The following is a 17,988-nucleotide window of genomic DNA, read 5'->3' as shown; positions in this document are numbered from 1 at the left end:
CTTTAATATAAATTTATTATAATATAATTTTAATTTATATCTTTCTTAAATTAATTACTAGTCCCTAAAAAAGGATTGATAAGTATGAAAAAACTTCCTCCCTTAAAAGCTATTCCAGTTTTTGTTGAGGTTGCTGAAAACTTAAGTTTTTCAAAAGCGGCTGACAAATTATTTGTTACGCATTCCGCTGTTAGTCAAAACATAAAGCAATTGGAATCCTTTTTTGATAAAAAATTGTTCAATAGAGAAAATAAGGTTATTTCTTTGACAGAGTTTGGAGAACGATTTTACCTTAAAGCAAGGGAGTCTATTAGGATTTTAGAAGAAGCAACCAAATTTGAATTAAAAAAAATTAATGAAATTAATATTCAGTGTATATCGTCTCTGGCAATTAAATGGTTAATACCCATTTTCCCTGAGATGAAGCAAGCATTTCCAGATTTAAATATTAAGATTACGACTCCAATGCATGATTATTATACTGCTGGTGACACATCTAAACCATCTTCAAAAGAAGTTATATTGAATTCTGATATAAGTATTTTATATGGCAAAAAAGAAGATTTTGAGCAAGTTAATTCAAAGCTATTTTTTGAAGATGAATTAATTTTAGTTTGTGCTCCATCGGTTGCTCAGCACAATAATTTACAGAATATATTGAACAAATATCCGAAGATTGTTGTTGATGTACCTTTCAGGGAAGACGACTGGGCATTTTGGAGCGCAAATATGGAGTTACTAGAAACTCCTGAAGATAATAATATTCTTTTTCAAACCTCCTTACAAGCTATCCAAGCAGCCATTGCGGGTCTTGGCATTTTTGTAACACATAAAGCTTTTGTAATTGATGAGTTAAAAAATGGTTTGTTAATTAATTTAAATACAAAAAAAATTGTCCCTGATTATCATTATTATTTAATTATGGATACAGAAAATAGACAGAAAAAAACCTTAGAGCTAGTTGAGTGGCTTTATCAAAAAGTTTAAAAACAGAGGTCACATTCGAACAAATTGAAATGTAACCTTTAATTAGCTCTATAATAAAATTGATCAAAAAAGATAGTTGATAGTAAACATATAACTCCTACCTTCAGTGTAGTATTGAGTATTTTTATCTTGAACATAAGTAATAGCTCGATGATTAAAAATATTGTTAACTACAAATTGAGTTTTGAATTGAGGAACGACCTCATAATTTAAAGAAACATTAAATAGATTATAGGGATTATAATTATAACTGTAATATTGCACTTGCTTTGTTTTTCCAACATATAAGTGAGTTAAGTATAAATTTAAATTGTTCTGAATAGGAATCCCAACTTGATCTTTTACAAGCCACTTAGGCACTTGATCTGGAAAATTACCATTGTTGTCCTTAGCTTGAGTATAGGTAATATTTGTTAGCCAGCTAAAGAAGGAATTGGTAATAGAAATTTGATATTCAATTCCTTTGGATTTAAATGAATTTTGATTAGTAGCGATAAAGTTAATGTAGTTTATCAAATCAACAAAATGCCCTTGAAAAACTGACAGTGTATTTTCTATTGATGAATTTTCCCAATCACTTATATTTTTTAAACCTACTTCATTTAAGTATGAGTAACTTGGTTTAAGCTTTGGTTGATTTTTTCCGATGGTTGTCGACACATCATAGGGAGTAGGGAGTGTAATTGATTTTGAGTATGAATAATATAAACTGGTCCGTGGGGTAAATTCATAAGCAGTTCCTGCACTATATTCTTGAGCATTTTTAAACTGACTGAAACTGTTAAATTTTGCACCACCATTAATGGACCACTTATTGGTTAAATAAAGTTTAGAATTAAATAGTAAGGCTCTGTCAATTTCTTTTTCATTATATGAAGAAGAAATATCGGAATGTTCATATTGTCCGCCAAAAGTCAAATAACTTTTTTTATTTAAGTGATATTTTAAAGTAGTTCTAACATAGTTTTGATAGACATCGTAATTACTAAATTGAACATAATTTGATTCAGTAAATGCATAAACAAAATTCAAATCTAACTGTTTTGATAACTTCTGATTATGATTGAGACTGATTTGTCTTGTGGTTTGAGTATTTTGTGCAACTTCGCCATTTGTAGGTTGTTTTGAAGGGTCTAAAGGAAAGATGCTTTGATAAGGTGCATAGTTTGTATGGTATTCAAGAAATATAAGGCTGGTTTTGCTTGTTGTTGAATAGTGCGTTAAATTAATTAATGCACTTTGATTATCATTCTTATTCTTATATTTAGTATTTCCATTGAAATTTGGCAAACCTGTATTAATGTCATAACCCTGGGTTGCATACTGGTTTAGTGATAATCCGATACCCCATTCATTATTTTTTTTAGAAATATTTATTTGAGTTTGATAGGTTTGATTCGACCCATAACCAAAAGAAATAGAGTTAGGATAATAGCCGGGATCATAGGTATTAATATTAACAATTCCTGTTACAGCATTACCTCCATATAAAAAAGAGGAGCCGCCACGGACAATCTCGTATTCTTTAGTCATACTTGTAGGGAAGTTAAATAAACCAGAAATGCCAGAGGAGTTTGATGGTAATGGTACACCATTTAAAAAATATTGTGTGTATTGAGAGCCAATACCCATATTGAATACAGTTGGATAGCCTTGACCTTTATCAATATATATAAAGCCAGGAGCATTATATTGAAGCACATCGTCCAAAGAAGTTTGTCCTCTCAAAGCTGCTTCAGCTCCACTAATTTGTGTTGAATTAGCACTTAAATTAGACATTGATGTTGGAGATGAAAGTAATTTTCCTTTAGTAATGGTCAAACTTAAAGGTTTGTTTCTATTATCGTCTCTTACATTTGTTGGGTAATTCTTTTCAGGTTTTTTGTTATTGATTCCATTGTTTTCTTGAGCATATACATTTAGGCTCAAAAGTGTCAGAGCACTAATTATTAATATGTTGTTAGAGTTTTTCATTTTTAGATTTATTGTTTTGATAGGCTTTTGCATTTTAAGACGCATAGACGTCTATGTAAAGTTGTTTTTTTATAATATTTTTTTCGCAAGAAGGGCTAAATTATAAGCATCATCATAGCCTGAATGTTGGGTACCTTGCCATTGAATCTCTAATTGTTCCATAGCAGCTCTTTGTCCAATTCTACCATTTGCAATACGTTTATTAATTTTAAATAAAGTTGCTAAATTGATGTATTCTCGAATCGGGTATTGTAGGTTCTTTTTTTACATTCATTTCTTAGAATGACATCATCATACCCCCATGCCGCAAAAACCTTCTGTTTCGTAGCGAAGTTTTTCATAACTGATTTTAAAACATGTTCCAGAGGTCTGCCTTTCTTATTGATTAGATTTGGTGTAATACCAGTTAAGTTTGTACAATACTCTGAAATCTCATCAGTATCCGGCTTTACGTAATATTGTGCACGTTTAACAATAGAGTTTTCCATCAAATCTATTTCAGCAAGACCAACTTCGATGATTTCTCCAGTCGTTTTCCTTATAGATTTATCCCAACAACACATTTCAAGATCAAAGCAAACAATTCTATTAAAGTTCATGTATTCTGTAATTTTTTATTAAATTGTAACATAATTTTACCAAAAATATCCTTTTACATAACTATGTGCACTAATTTTGCACAAATGTCATTGATAATATTGGATTTATTCATATTTAGAAGTTTAAACTATTAAAGATTAAATTCTAAAATTTTAATATCCACAGAAGTTGTGAATAACTTTGTGTAAATCCTACTTAAGCACCGTTATTACTGAGATATTTGTTGAGTCAAGGAAATTTATAAATTTATTTGTTCATTGAGATCCTTGTATGTTGTTACATCGTAGATCTAAAATATGATGGCATTCGTAAATAAGAATTTTTTAAATCTATACGTAAAGGATTTGGCTCAAGTTTTGAGCTTTCAAGTTTACTAAGATCTAACCAAGAAAAAGTTAGATGGGGTTCATTAGATTTTGGAATATCAGGATAATTTAGATTGTCCAAGGATACTTTAAAAATTAAGTTTAATTCAAATTCTTCCTGATTACCGTTAACCCACTTATTCTCAATCACACCAAAAAAGCTAAGTTCAGCTATGTCGCAACAAATTTCTTCTTTTATTTCTCTCTTTAAGGCGTATTCGGCTTTTTCACCGATTTCAATGTGACCGCCTGGTAAATAGCAGTTCTGATCACCCTTAGCATGGCAAACTAAAAGATGGTTTTTTTGGATAATAATAGCTCTACTTACATAATGGAAACTCATTTCTTTCCCTTTTTTAAAATTTATTCTTGAAAGATAAAACCACTCCATTATATAGTTGTTTACAGTTAAACAAAATAATCAATTAAATATATTAAATGAATATGAAAGAAAATAACTTAAGTAACCTTGATGAGCATGAAAAAAATTTGATTAATTTACAAAAACACGCTGCCTATTTGGTTTGGAAAGTAGAAGAGTCAATTTGCGCACCAGCTGAAATTAGAGATTTTGAAAATAATATAACAAATCCTATTGAAAGAGATGCATTTAAGAAATTTGTATCAGACTATAAAAAAAAATTAGGTAAAATTTAAATTAATGAAGTTAAATATATTTCACATTAATGACACACACTCAAATTTTGATCCATCAATATTAAAATTAACTGTTCCTATTCAGAACGAACTTATTGAATTTTGGGTTGATTGTGGAGGATTTTCTTATATTAATAGTGAAAAGAAGAGAAGAAAGAAGGACTCTTTGGCTAATAATCTACCATTTTTCTTTTTTGATGGTGGAGATACTTTTCAGGGCTCACTTTATTTTTCATACTTTAAAGGGAAAGCAAATGCAGATTTGTATAATATTCTTTCTCCTGATGGAATGGCCTTGGGTAATCACGAGTTAGATCTTGGAAACGAATTGTTTTATGAATTTCTTGATGAAATTAATTTTCCAATATTTGCAGGAAATTGGGATTTATCAAAGGAATCCCCGAGCAAATTAAGCTCTAAGATTAATAAAGATCATCTGATCGATTACAATGTAAAACAGCAGATTGCTAATTATAAAATATATAATGTTAATAATGTTAAATTGGCTGTATTCGGTATAACAATTGATAATATGGCAGAAATAGCAAGTCCAGATCATGATACGGAATTTTTGAAAGCTATCCCTGTTATTCAAAATACAGTTCAACATCTTCATAATTTGAAAATACGTCATATTATATTATTAAGCCATTTAGGATTTAAGAAAGATCAAGAAGTTGCTGAAAAAGTTGATGGAATAAGTATTATAATTGGTGGGCATACTCATACTTTACTTGGAAATTTTTCAAATGTGGGTTTGAAAAAAATTGAAGAATATCCTTTTGTTATGAACAATACCTTGATTGTTCAATCAGGTTCTAATTCCCTAAGTTATGGCTATCTAGAATTGACTTTAAACTCAGATGGAGTAGTGAGTTCTTATAATGGTAATAACTATTTGATGTTGGATACGCAGTTTTATAATGATAAGGACAAAAAAAAATTAATTGATAGCTCTTTGTCGAAGAAGATTTTTTCTTATTTAAAAAGACAAGATGGAGTAATTTTTGCTAGTAAAGATAAACGTATAGAACATTGCCTTAATACCAACTATAGACAGATTAAAGCAAAGTTAGAAAAAAAGATAATTGCTCAAGTAGAGGAAGACTTAAATCATATAAGAATACCTAATGATAACAAATCCAGTTGTGTTGCTCCATTAGTTGCAGATTCTTTTTTATGGTCTGCAAACAAACTCGGTAAAAATGCTGACTTTGCAATTCATAATGCTGGAGGGGTTCGTTCCCATATTCCAAAGGGTAATTTAAGTGAAGGCGATATTTCGGGTAAAATCCTTCCATTTGAAATTGAATTGGTACAATATAGATTAAGCGGAGAAAAAATAAAAAAACTTTTAAAAGATTCAATTACGAATGCTCTTTATGCAAAAAACTCTAGCGGGGGTAGCTATCCATATGCAGCAGGCCTTCGTTTTGATGTTAAAATTTATCAATCAGGTCAGGTAGATGTTTTTAACGTTGAAATTAAAACTAATAATGGATGGGCTAAAATCATTGATGATAGAGAATATGTGTCTATTTCATCAAGTTATACTGCAACAGGAAAAGAAGGATATGATGAGATTTTAAGCTCTACAATTCCAATCACTCCAATTGGAATATGTATGAATGATGCATTTATAAAATATTCTGAATTTAGGAAAACTTTGAATAAAAATTTATTATAAAAGAATAAAGATTCGCATTACTTTTTCTAATGATTGACAATTAATAATTATCATTTTTTTTTGAAAACTTTAAGAGTATATTGCTCCACATTGAAAAGTTACTTAATACTTAAGATTTGGAGGAAGCATGAAAAAAAGAATCTTAAATAAAATTTTTAAAAATAAAATGAAAATTAGTCAAAATAAGTTATTTTTGTCTGAACATATGAAAAAAGATATAGGATTGTATTAATCCTACTATATTTGATACTGCAAAAAATTGCAGTATCTATATCATTCCCTCTACCTAACATCTTTAAAAGATGCCCCAAAAAACTTAAACAAATTTCGAAATCCATAAAAAAACAATTATTTATCTTCATTTTTATTTTGAAGTAAGTTGTAATTTAATCTTTTTCAATTAATATTGATATATTGATAGGAATTAGCAATTATCTATATAGAAAATGACAATTAGATATTTAATTGATTTAAGCATAACATTGTGGAGAATTTGAAATGGGTTTCTTTAGTAAATTATTCAAAAAAGATGACAATATTCAAGAGAGCATAGCTGAGCCAGTTCATTATAATGGTTTTGTAATTTATCCTGAGCCAATACATGAAAATGGTCAATATAGAGTAGCAGGAAGAATTTGTTTATCTAAAGATAATGACACATTGACACACACTTTTATTCGTTCAGATGTATTAAATAATATTGAAGATGCTCAGGAATTGATGATTAGTAAATCTAAACTATTCATAGATCAAAGTGGTGAGGATATTTTCTAATTCTTACATGCTTAAGTGGTGAACAGTTACTAACTGTTTTTAGTTTTAACATACCAATAGTGAAGGAATCATTATGCAAATTGGTGTACCAAAAGAGACTTTTATTGGAGAAAATCGCGTTGCAGCGACTCCTAAGTCTGTTGAACAACTTATTAAACTTGGATTTGAGGTTTTTATTGAAACAAATGCAGGTTTATTGGCAAGCTTCGATAACGAAGCATATATTAAAGCTGGCGCTGAGATTGTTGATAAAGCAGAATCTTGGTCTAAAGATATAACTTTAAAGGTAAATGCACCCAATACTGAAAGTGAAATTGACTTGCTTAAAGAAGGTTCAAATTTAATTAGTTTTATTTGGCCTGCACAAAATGAAACATTACTTAAAACACTGGCCAGCAAAAATATAAACGTCATGGCAATGGATTCTGTACCCAGAATCTCAAGAGCTCAATCATTAGACGCATTAAGCTCAATGGCTAATATTGCTGGTTACAGAGCTGTTGTCGAAGCTGCGCATGAATTTGGTCGTTTTTTTACTGGACAGATTACAGCTGCGGGTAAAGTTCCTCCAGCTAAAGTTTTAGTTGCAGGTGCTGGTGTTGCAGGTTTAGCTGCTATTGGTGCTGCTGGTAGCTTGGGAGCCATTGTTCGAGCTTTTGATGTTAGACCGGAAGTTAAAGAGCAAGTTCAGAGTATGGGCGCTGAATTTTAGAAATCAAATTTGAAGAAACCATTGAATCTAATGATGGTTATGCTAAAGAAATGTCTGATGATTTTAATAAAGCAGCAGAAGCTGTTTATGCAGAACAGGCAAAAGATGTAGATATTATTATCACAACAGCATTAATACCTGGTAAGCCTGCGCCTAAATTAATCACAAAATCTATGGTTGATTCAATGAAACCAGGAAGTGTCATTGTCGATTTAGCTGCCGCAAACGGTGGAAACTGCGATTATACTGAAAAAGATAAAGTTATAACTACTTCAAATGGTGTGAAAATAGTTGGTTATACAGACATGGTTAGTCGGTTGCCTACTCAATCCTCTCAGCTTTATGCGAATAATCTCGTAAATTTGTTGAAATTACTTTGTAAAAATAAAGATGGTCAGATAGATATTGATTTTGATGATCAAGTCATAAGAGGTTTAACCGTAACTAAAAGTGGTGAAGTAACTTGGCCTGCTCCACCAATTCAAGTTTCAGCTCAGCCAAAAGTAGAAGTTAAAGAAACTGAAATTGTGGTTGAAGAAAAAAAGCCTTGTGTCTATAAGAAAGTAGGTTTACTTGCTCTAGGATTAATTGGGTTTGGATGGATTGCACAATCCGCTCCTCCAGAGTTTTTATCACATTTTACAGTTTTTGTGCTGTCATGTGTTATAGGTTATTACGTTATTTGGAATGTTACGCATGCACTTCATACTCCTTTAATGTCAGTAACAAATGCAATTTCTGGAATAATTGTTGTTGGTGCTATTTTACAAATAGGTCATGGATCCGCATTAGCCACATTTTTTGCATTTATTGCCATCTTAGTCGCAAGTATTAATATTTTTGGTGGATTTACAGTAACCAAACGTATGCTTGAAATGTTTCGTAAAGATAAGTAAGGAGAATTTTTAAATGTCATTAGGATTAGTGCAAGCAGCTTATGTAGTTGCAGCAATATGTTTTATCTTATCTTTAGCGGGTCTTTCAAAGCAAGAGTCTGCAAGATCTGGTAACTATTACGGTATTGCCGGTATGACTATTGCTTTATTGGCGACTATTTTAGGACCTCATGCTGAAGGGTATTCTTGGATCATTTTAGCTATGGTTATAGGTGCAGTTATTGGTATTATTCTAGCCAAAAGAGTCGAAATGACGGGTATGCCTGAGTTGGTTGCAATACTTCATAGTTTTGTGGGGTTAGCTGCCGTTCTTGTTGGGTTTAATACTTTCATTGAACTAGATTCTACTCAATTCAATCAAGTTATGCTAAACATTCATCTTGTGGAAATATTCTTGGGAGTATTTATAGGTGCTGTAACTTTTACTGGTTCAATTGTTGCTTTTGGAAAACTAAGAGGTTTGATCTCATCGAAACCTTTGATGCTGCCACATAGACATAAACTAAATTTAGTTGCGTTGTTAATATCTCTCTATTTACTATATTATTTCGTTGAATCGAATGGTAATGTGTTTACATTAGTATTAGTAACAATAATTGCTTTAATATTTGGCTATCATCTTGTTGCATCTATTGGTGGTGCTGATATGCCGGTTGTAATTTCCATGCTAAATTCATACTCAGGATGGGCGGCTGCAGCTGCTGGTTTTATGTTAAATAATGATTTATTAATTGTAACTGGTGCTTTAGTTGGTTCTTCAGGAGCTATACTCTCATATATCATGTGTAAAGCTATGAATAGATCTTTTATCAGTGTAATTGCAGGTGGTTTTGGAACTGATGTTCAAATTGATTCAGATGAAGAGTATGGTGAATATCACGAAAGCAGCGCCGAAGAAGTTGCTGAACTGTTAAAAGATGCAAAGTCAGTTATTATTACTCCAGGTTATGGAATGGCTGTCGCACAAGCTCAGTACCCAGTTTATGAAATAACGGAAAAATTGAGAGCTAAAGGTGTAAATGTTAGATTTGGGATTCATCCAGTTGCAGGAAGACTGCCAGGACATATGAATGTTTTGTTAGCTGAAGCAAAAGTTCCCTATGATATTGTTTTGGAAATGGATGAAATCAACGACGATTTTGAAGAAACAGATGTTGTATTAGTTATTGGCGCTAATGATACCGTCAACCCAGCTGCGGCAGAGAATCCAACAAGTCCAATCGCTGGAATGCCTGTTTTAAAAGTATGGAATGCTAAAAATGTTGTTGTTTTCAAAAGATCGATGAATACTGGTTATGCAGGTGTTCAAAATCCTTTGTTCTTTAAAGAAAACTCATCAATGCTTTTTGGTGATGCAAAAGAATCATGTCTTAAGATCTTAGAAAATCTTTAAGGTTTAAATTTTGTTAAATACTTTTAATATGTTAGTATGAACTATGTGTTCATACTAACTTTGGTTTTATTTGTGAGACATAATTTTTTATTAAAAAGTCTTGTTTTTTTTTAATTTTTTTTACTTTTAAAGCTATTTCGGAAGATATATCTCAAAAGATTATTGCCTTTAGAGAAAAATTATTAATTGTTAAACCAGTTAGAAAATTTTCATTACAACATATTTTATCCCGCTACCCAGAACAGCTTTTATTGCCTTCAAAACTCCTACCACAAACATCAAGTTATAATATTAAAGAATTACAAAAATTATATAAATTTTATAAAAGTGATTGTAAAGGTGATAAAACTGTAGATCCCAGGCTATTACAACCCTTAGTGTTTACACGAGCGATGTGTCTTAATCTTAAATTACCTCCAAGTTGGTTTTCTCGCGCAAACTATATTCATCCAGGTGGAGGTTCATATGCAAAACGATATATTGAAAAATATCCTAAAGAAAAGAAAAAGTATGAAAGATTTTTGCATATTCGTGAAAGAAGTAAGTCAGGTATATTAACAGAACTAGGCCAGCTACAAAGAATGAATGAAACAGCCATTGAAAATTTGGTTACAGGAACACCTTTGATATTATCGGGACAATACTTATGGTTTAAAAGCAATCAATTTTATTCTGTTTACCCAAAGAATTCATGGAAAAAAATAGCTGATGAACTTGGTTTAAATATCTCTACGAGAAAAAACAATGTATTTTGTTTAGAGAAATTAGGAAATGTATGTATAAATAAAGTCGAAAACAAAGATAAATTTACTTGGTATTTATTCATAATATTAATCATTTTAAATTTCACTATCATTTTTGCTTGGATTATTTCAAGATGGATAGAGCATAGAAAAATTCTTAATGAAAGGATGCTCATACTACAAATCTTGACTCATGAACTTAGAACACCGATAGCAAGTTTAGGTATGACAGTTGAAGGATTTAGGAAATCATTTGATAAGCTGCCTGACTCTCTTTATGATGAGTTTAGACGTTTATGTGAGGATAGTAGGCGTCTGAGGCAGCTTGCAGAAGCAAGTAAAGACTATTTGTTAGCAAATCAAGGACAAATGAAAGTTAGCGAACTTGAATCTTTAAATTCTTGGTTATCCTATATTTGTGAGTCATATAATGTTAATATGCACACCAATAAAGATACTAAAGTCTTTTTAAATGTTTACTGGTTGGGCACTTGTATTGATAACTTATTATCAAATGCAACTAAATATGGAGTGGCTCCTATTGAGCTATATTCTAGTGTTGAGTCTGGACAGCTTGTAATTAAAATTATCGATCAGGGAAATTTGAAGTCATCTGATTGGAGCAGACTAAAAAAGCCATTTGAAAGTAAAAGTGGTTTAGGTTTAGGCTTAACTATTGTTGAGTCAATGATAAAAAAAATGGGGGGCACTTTGAGATTAGAAGGGCCACCTACAACGTTTATAATGGAGATACCTTGTGAATCAAACGATACTGTTGGTAGAAGATGATCAAAATCTTGCTGAAGGTTTAAAAAACATTTTAACATCCTCTGGATATGATTGTTTATACGCGAATTGTGCATCTCAAGTAGAATCTAAATGGAAAAATGCAGATTTGGTTGTGTTAGACAGACAACTGCCAGAAGGTGATTCGAAAGAATTTATTAAAAATTGGAAAAAAATTAAACAAATTCCAATTATTATGCTCACAGCAATGGTTTCTGTTGGAAATAAAATAGAAGGACTTGATAGTGGAGCAAATGATTATTTAACAAAGCCTTTTGTTGAAGAAGAACTCTTAGCTAGGATTAGGGCACAACTTCGTACTAATCAAGATCAAGAAGTTAAAAATAATATAAAAATTAATGATAATATAACCATTCTGCTTGAAAGTAGAGAGGTTGAAATTGATGGAAAGTTAATAATATTAACTCGAACTGAATTTGATTTATTAGTTTTCTTATCAAAAAGTATTGGTAGAGTTTTTACTAGAGATGAATTACTTGATCAAGTTTGGGGGTACAACCATTATCCGACGACTAGAACAGTAGATACACACATACTACAATTGAGACAAAAACTACCTGGTATTGAAATAGAAACTTTAAGAGGTGTAGGTTATCGAATGAAGCCTTAATTATATGAAATTTATGCGATTTAATTATTTCTTGCCAATTATTTTGCTCCTTACCACTTTAAATTTATTGGCTAAGGATCCAAACTGGTTTTTATATAAAAATCAACTTTCTGCTGCTCATAGAAACTTGTTACAAGGAAATGAATCGGCCTCTTTTGATAAAATCGTAAATCTTTTACAGCATAAAGTAGATATAGTTGAAAAAAACAACTTGATAAGTCTTCTTCATAGTGCAATTAATTTAGATTGTGGACGATCGTTATCTAATTTAAATTATCCAACTTGGTTGAAATCTTTATCTATTAAAAGAGTATACTCACAAGGTATAAATTCTTCTTATTCTCTTGAGATATTAGGGGTTTCAACATCTGATGAGATGAAAGTTAGTTTTATTAAGTGGCCCAATAATCAGATCATAAATGCAAATGTAAAAGTACAAACAGATGGTAAGTTTGTAACAAAAAAAAACCTTGATAGTTCAATCTCATCTGGATTGTATTTGATAAAGATTTCAAACGGAGATAAGTCCTGGACAAGCTGGGTTGTTCTTAGAAAGCCCAGGTTAAGTTTTCATTTGGGGTGGATCAGTGATGATACATGGTTTTTACAGAATATAACTCTTCAAGAATCAATATGTCCAGAACCAACTCTACAACTTACAGTGAAAAATATAAATATTGATGACGATAAAGATTTAAAAGTTATCCCATTGAGTTTAGTCGACAGAAAAATTCCAGAATTAATGATTCCTTCAAAACAGTACAGAGTGGAAGTAGGGTTAACCTTCACGAGATTTCAAGGAAAAATTAAAATTGAAAATGAGCAAAATATTTCAGAACCGTTTATGTACTCTAATCCTTCAGAGTTTGATCATTATGATTATAACCAAAATTAAAACGTATTGGCAAAGTAATTAGTTATAAATAGTCGGTATTTCTTCACGTTTATGCATAGTTCTACAATAAATTCCTTCTAACTTTTCAGATTTTCAGAACTAATTACTTTTCCTTCTAAGTAATCGTCAATATCATCGTATGATAAGCCAAGGACAGATTCATCTGATTTCTGAGGGTCTAAAGATTCAAGATCCGCGGTAGGTGTTTTATGTATAAGAAGACTAGGAGCTCCCAAGTGAGATGCCAGAAGTCTAACTTGCCTTTTATTCAAGCCAAATAAAGGTGCAAGGTCACAGGCACCATCACCAAATTTAGTATAAAAACCTGTAATGTTTTCTGCAGAATGATCTGTACCTAGAACAAGTCCATTGTATAATGCGGCGATTTCATATTGAGCACACATTCTTAATCGTGCTTTTAAATTACCTTTTACAAAATCAACTTTTGAGCAATCTAATTGCTGATTGGCAAAATTATTTAAAACTTCTGCGTGAAGAGCATCAGTTGCATTATGGATGTTTACAGTATGTATAACTGAGGGTTGAATAAAATCTAACGCTTGTTGAGCATCAGATTCGTCTTTTTGCTCAGCATAAGGAAGTCTTACAGCAATAAATTTGTATTTATTTGTATTTTGTTCGAGGTTTAATTGTTCAATTGCTAATTGAGCAATTCTACCACATGTACTAGAGTCGACGCCACCACTAATTCCAAGTATTAATGCCTCTGAATGACTCTTTAACATCATATTTTTTATGAATTGAATTCTTCTATTAATCTCAAATTTGGGATCAATATTAGGTAGTACTTTCATTTCATTAATTATAGTGGTTTGAATAGTCATAATTTTAGGCTCTTAAATAATTATTATAAAGACAAATTGATTTACAAAATATATAATTATTATTTTACATCAAATGATATCTAATGACTAGGAAAATAGCGATTTATGGAGGCTCTTTTAATCCTCCAACAAATGGACATAAAGAAGTGATAAAAAAACTGTCTAATTTTGAAGAAATCATTCTTGTTCCTTCATATAAACATGCATGGGGCAAACAAGTTATTTCCTTCCAACAAAGAGTTGAAATGTTGCAATTATTCATTGATGATTTAGATATAGATAATTTGAGAATTTCGCTGATAGAAGAATCTATTTTCTCAATTCATAATAATGTTGTTACAACTTATGATGTTTTGACTGCGTTACAAAACAAATATGTCAAAGATGATTTGACCTTTGTTATAGGGCCAGATAACTTTTATAATTTTAATAAGTTTTATAAACATACTAGTATTTTAGAAAAGTGGTCAATATTAGTGATACCAGAAATTATTAAAATTCGAAGTACTCTAATAAGAACAAAAATAAATGAAAAAAAATCTATTGATGACTTAACTACTAATAATGTATTGAAATATATCAAGAGTAAAAATCTTTTTAGGACAACAGAATGAAATTGAAACAAAGGACATTTGGGCATTCTATCTTTTTGTTATTATTGGCTTCAACAATAGTTTATGGTTTTCTATTTAAAAATAAACTTGATATGCCTGCGTTAATTTCAAATGATTCTGTACAATCTGTCATAGTTAATAATCAACAGTTTAAAGACACAGATGATATGATATCCAATCAATTAGGGTATCCCCAACTGGGCAATCAATTTTATAACCTAAAATCTCATGATTTTTCAACCATAAACTCTATTGAGGATGGTGATGGTAAAGATAATTTGAGTGTAAAAAAAAATAAATTATTTTTTGAAGAGGATGACAGTTTTTTGGTGCCAGATCAAAAACTAAACTTTGATTTATATAATAGTAATAATTTCGAACATTATTACTTAAATTTATGGGAAGGTGATAAAAACACTATTTTATTTAGTGATACAAATGGATATTATCAATCAAGTTATCATCAGCTACCATTTTTTCAACAAATAAATGATGAAGCTAGAAAAAGTTTTTATGGACATCAGGTGAGCATTAACTTTCCAGAAACTGAAGATACACCATATATAAATTTAGATTATTATTGGAAAAATAGGGAAAATAATACGTTATTTCTAAATTTTAATTATGATTTATATGATAGTGACGACTAAAGTAATTTTAAGAATTATATTTGATTATTTAATACTTTAAGTTATAATTTCTTGTTTATTTCAATAGTGATAATGTGAACGATGCTTGATAGTAACTCTGATATTTTTAAAGAAATTAGGCCTTACCATGATGATGAAGTAAATGGGGCTATAAAAAACCTAATTAATGATCAAGAGTTCCTAGATTTGATTATGCATGCAAAATTCTCTATACATAATAAAAAATTAATTAAAATAATTACACCTTTACTCAAGTTTTTTTTGAAAGTTAAATTTAGAAATATTAAAACTGTTAAGCAAGTACAAGATCAAATTGCTAATTACATGCATAAATTAATCCCTAATACTATTGAAAAGTTGAACTATGAAGGTTTAGAAAAATTAGAAAAAAATAAACCATACTTATTTATTTCTAATCATAGAAATATTGCTATGGACTCAGCTTTGATTAACTGGTGTCTTCATATGGAAGGCTTTCCTACTGTAAGAATAGCTATGGGAGATAACTTACTTAAAAAAGATTGCTCGACTATATTAATGAAATTAAATAAAACTTTCATTGTTGACAGATCTTCTACAGGTAGAGAGCTGCTAAAATCATTAAAAAACTTGTCTAAATATATAAGACTTTCATTGAAAGAAGGTAATTCGATTTGGATTGCTCAAAAGTCTGGACGGGCTAAAGACGGAAATGATCAAACTGATCCTGCAATGATAAAAATGTTAAGTTTAGATTTTAAGAAAGATAAACTTTCTTTTTCAGATATTGTTAATCAAATGAATATAGTGCCTGTTTCAATTTCATATGAAAATGATCCATGTGATATTATGATGGCCAATGAAATACATAAATTGAACATTAATGGTTCATATGAAAAAACTGAATTTGAAGATATTGATACGATCATCAAAGGAATTTTAGGAAAAAAAGGTAAAGTTAATGTGTCTTTTGGAAGTCCTCTAAAAGGTGAATTTACAACACCAGAAGAGGTAAGTGCCGCCATTGATGCTGTAATTCATAAATCATACTATTTATTTCCATATAATTTGATAGCAGCTGAACAAACCAAAGATGAAGATGATATATTAGAGTTAAAGGAAAAATGGAATCAAAAGCTAGAAAGTCTTTCACCTGAAATAAGGTTAATTGTCAAGAATATGTATGCAAAGCCAGTTCATAATAAAAAAATATTATAAATAAAACATCACCTATAAGAGCTATTTTTCTTTTTTAATAAATAATTGATTCTTAATAATTTTAAAAAATTAAGAATATTCCCAAAAAGTTTATATATAATAAAACCATTAATTTAATAATGTAGTTGAGATAGCCCTATATTTTATGCATTCTTTAAATTAGAATTTGCAATTAACGATGAAAAATATGTTATCAAGTATTTTTAAAGGTTAAAAAATGATTAATAACTCGAACAAATTTAAAGTTTGTTATAATAAAAATTAATTTAAACAATAGTTAAGGATTAAATATGAAACTTTTTATATATATTTTAACAATTGCTTCAATATTAGGTTTAGCTGCTTGCAACGATTCACATAAAGATAAAATTGAAGAAATGAAAGATAATGTTAAGGAGTCAGTTGATAAAGGTATTGACAATGTGGCTGAAGCAGCACAAACGGGTAAAGACAGAACAAAAGAAGCTATTAATAATGCTGCTGATTCAACAAAAGAAAGTATTGATGATATAAAGGATAAAGTAAACGAAGAAAATTAACTTTTGTTAATAAAAGGCTTTTTTATGTCAATAAACTGTTAAAAAATTGACTTATATTGTGATTTGTTGCATTGAAAGTAATTTGAATGTAAATTGTAATAAAAATTAATGAATTAATTTATTAGTTTGCTATACTTTTTCTAACTTCAAACGTATTTATTTGTATATAAATATAAGTATAAATATAAAGGCAGGTAATTATGAACAAATATATAAAAATTATTCCTCTTGTTGTTTTATTGGGTGGTGCGGTAGCATTGACTGGTTGTAATGATTCTTCTGATTCAAGCAGTTCAACTGATTCTTCACAAACAACTGATTCTTCTGCTGATAACTCAGCAACAAGTACAGATGATTCAGCAGCAAGCACAGATGATTCAGCAGCAAGCACAGATGATTCAGCAGCAAGCTCAGATGATTCAGCAGCAAGCTCAGATGATTCAGCAGCAAGCACAGATGATTCAGCAGCAAGCGCAGACGATTCAGCTGGTGATAGCTCAGATAGCTCAAGTCAATAAAAGTTGACTTTAGAGAAAAGCAACTTTTATTAGTTGCTTTTTTTTTATGTGGAGATAAGGTATGAAAAAAATAATTTATTTATGTGCTTTACTTACATTTACTCTTACTGGTTGTGTTTATAATCCTAATAATGCAAACTCTAATCATCATGAGGGACATCATCATAGTCACGATAACCACCATTCAAATAATAAGAATCAAAATTTTGCAGGTGGTTGGAGTAACGTAAGTACCAATTCTAAGGATGTAAAACAAGTAACTAAATTTGCTGCATCACATGTAAAAACTAAACACAATGAAATTAAAAGTATACTTAATGCTCAACAGCAAGTTGTTGCAGGAATGAATTATAAAGTAACTTTTTTAACACATGGTAATAAAAAATATAAAGCCCAAGTTTATAAAGATCTAAAAGGAAAATTATCTTTGACTTATCTAAAGAAAATTTGATAATTTCAAATTAAAGAATATGAATAGCACATTTGTCCTATTGTAATTTTAGAAAATTATTTATAATATTTATA

At 30.1% G+C, this 17,988-nt stretch carries 16 protein-coding genes and 3 pseudogenes; 15 read left to right on the top strand and 4 right to left on the bottom strand.

All coding sequences use genetic code 11. The features are described from left to right. Nucleotides 1-84: 84 nt before the first annotated feature. Nucleotides 85-987, top strand: coding sequence for a LysR family transcriptional regulator (locus CF386_RS10900; RefSeq protein WP_089074462.1), 903 nt, complete (start codon nt 85-87; stop codon nt 985-987). A 63-nt stretch (nt 988-1,050) separates the two neighbouring features. On the opposite strand, the gene CF386_RS10895 is transcribed toward CF386_RS10900, so the two are convergent. The 3 genes and pseudogenes from CF386_RS10895 to CF386_RS10885 form a co-directional block, all read right to left on the bottom strand. Then, entirely contained in the window at nt 1,051-2,994 is a 1,944-nt protein-coding gene (locus tag CF386_RS10895) for a TonB-dependent receptor plug domain-containing protein (protein ID WP_158522395.1), read from the bottom strand. A 36-nt stretch (nt 2,995-3,030) separates the two neighbouring features. Further along, nucleotides 3,031-3,560, bottom strand: a pseudogene (locus CF386_RS10890) (exonuclease domain-containing protein). Between the two features lie 277 nt (nt 3,561-3,837). Continuing rightward, nucleotides 3,838-4,269, bottom strand: coding sequence for an NUDIX domain-containing protein (locus CF386_RS10885; RefSeq protein WP_158522394.1), 432 nt, complete (start codon nt 4,267-4,269; stop codon nt 3,838-3,840). 95 nt (nt 4,270-4,364) lie between these two features. On the opposite strand from CF386_RS10885, the gene CF386_RS10880 reads away from it, so the two are divergent. From CF386_RS10880 to CF386_RS10845, 8 genes and pseudogenes are all read left to right on the top strand, one after another. Beyond that, nucleotides 4,365-4,583: a DUF3283 family protein gene (locus tag CF386_RS10880; protein WP_145955053.1), complete on the top strand. Its 219-nt coding sequence runs from the start codon at nt 4,365-4,367 to the stop codon at nt 4,581-4,583. Nucleotides 4,584-4,587: 4 nt separating this feature from the next. Beyond that, a complete protein-coding gene (locus CF386_RS10875) occupies nt 4,588-6,270 on the top strand; it encodes a bifunctional metallophosphatase/5'-nucleotidase (RefSeq protein ID WP_089074458.1) in 1,683 nt (560 codons plus the stop codon). A 498-nt stretch (nt 6,271-6,768) separates the two neighbouring features. Continuing rightward, nucleotides 6,769-7,044: an HlyU family transcriptional regulator gene (locus tag CF386_RS10870; protein WP_089074457.1), complete on the top strand. Its 276-nt coding sequence runs from the start codon at nt 6,769-6,771 to the stop codon at nt 7,042-7,044. A 73-nt stretch (nt 7,045-7,117) separates the two neighbouring features. Then, nucleotides 7,118-8,652: pseudogene (locus tag CF386_RS10865) on the top strand (Re/Si-specific NAD(P)(+) transhydrogenase subunit alpha). Nucleotides 8,653-8,665: 13 nt separating this feature from the next. Next, on the top strand, nt 8,666-10,045 hold the full coding sequence (pntB, locus tag CF386_RS10860) for a Re/Si-specific NAD(P)(+) transhydrogenase subunit beta (RefSeq protein ID WP_089074456.1): 1,380 nt from the start codon (nt 8,666-8,668) through the stop codon (nt 10,043-10,045). A gap of 89 nt (nt 10,046-10,134) precedes the next feature. Continuing rightward, nucleotides 10,135-11,577, top strand: coding sequence for an ATP-binding protein (locus CF386_RS10855; protein WP_089074455.1), 1,443 nt, complete (start codon nt 10,135-10,137; stop codon nt 11,575-11,577). Further along, complete coding sequence (locus CF386_RS10850) at nt 11,546-12,205, top strand: response regulator transcription factor (protein WP_089074454.1); 660 nt, start codon at nt 11,546-11,548, stop codon at nt 12,203-12,205. Before CF386_RS10855 ends, CF386_RS10850 begins: the two co-directional genes overlap by 32 nt. A gap of 4 nt (nt 12,206-12,209) precedes the next feature. Beyond that, nucleotides 12,210-13,100: a DUF2861 family protein gene (locus CF386_RS10845; protein ID WP_089074453.1), complete on the top strand. Its 891-nt coding sequence runs from the start codon at nt 12,210-12,212 to the stop codon at nt 13,098-13,100. A gap of 18 nt (nt 13,101-13,118) precedes the next feature. Here the strand turns inward: CF386_RS10845 and nadE are convergent. Next, a pseudogene (gene nadE / locus CF386_RS10840) lies at nt 13,119-13,939 on the bottom strand (ammonia-dependent NAD(+) synthetase). A gap of 89 nt (nt 13,940-14,028) precedes the next feature. Between nadE and CF386_RS10835 the strand changes: the two are divergent. The 6 genes from CF386_RS10835 to CF386_RS10810 all read left to right on the top strand — a co-directional run bounded on the left by CF386_RS10835 (nt 14,029) and on the right by CF386_RS10810 (nt 17,914). Next, nucleotides 14,029-14,559 (top strand): nicotinate-nicotinamide nucleotide adenylyltransferase, encoded by a 531-nt coding sequence (locus tag CF386_RS10835; protein ID WP_089074452.1) that lies wholly within the window; start codon nt 14,029-14,031, stop codon nt 14,557-14,559. After that, nucleotides 14,556-15,209 carry a hypothetical protein gene (locus CF386_RS10830; RefSeq protein ID WP_089074451.1) on the top strand — a complete coding sequence of 218 codons (654 nt, stop codon included), beginning with the start codon at nt 14,556-14,558 and terminating at the stop codon, nt 15,207-15,209. The genes CF386_RS10835 and CF386_RS10830 overlap by 4 nt, the downstream gene beginning before the upstream one ends. Nucleotides 15,210-15,290: 81 nt before the next feature. Beyond that, nucleotides 15,291-16,406: a 1-acyl-sn-glycerol-3-phosphate acyltransferase gene (locus CF386_RS10825; protein WP_089074450.1), complete on the top strand. Its 1,116-nt coding sequence runs from the start codon at nt 15,291-15,293 to the stop codon at nt 16,404-16,406. A 290-nt stretch (nt 16,407-16,696) separates the two neighbouring features. Further along, on the top strand, nt 16,697-16,945 hold the full coding sequence (locus tag CF386_RS10820) for a hypothetical protein (RefSeq protein WP_089074449.1): 249 nt from the start codon (nt 16,697-16,699) through the stop codon (nt 16,943-16,945). A gap of 200 nt (nt 16,946-17,145) precedes the next feature. Then, nucleotides 17,146-17,463: a hypothetical protein gene (locus tag CF386_RS10815; RefSeq protein ID WP_089074448.1), complete on the top strand. Its 318-nt coding sequence runs from the start codon at nt 17,146-17,148 to the stop codon at nt 17,461-17,463. 61 nt (nt 17,464-17,524) lie between these two features. Then, a complete protein-coding gene (locus CF386_RS10810) occupies nt 17,525-17,914 on the top strand; it encodes a cystatin domain-containing protein (protein ID WP_089074447.1) in 390 nt (129 codons plus the stop codon). Nucleotides 17,915-17,988: the final 74 nt, after the last annotated feature.

It is taken from the genome of Paraphotobacterium marinum (genome assembly GCF_002216855.1).
Classification (GTDB): Bacteria; Pseudomonadota; Gammaproteobacteria; order Enterobacterales; family Vibrionaceae; genus Paraphotobacterium; species Paraphotobacterium marinum.
Note: the sequence above shows the minus strand (reverse complement) of the source record. Positions and strands in the feature narration are given on the sequence as shown.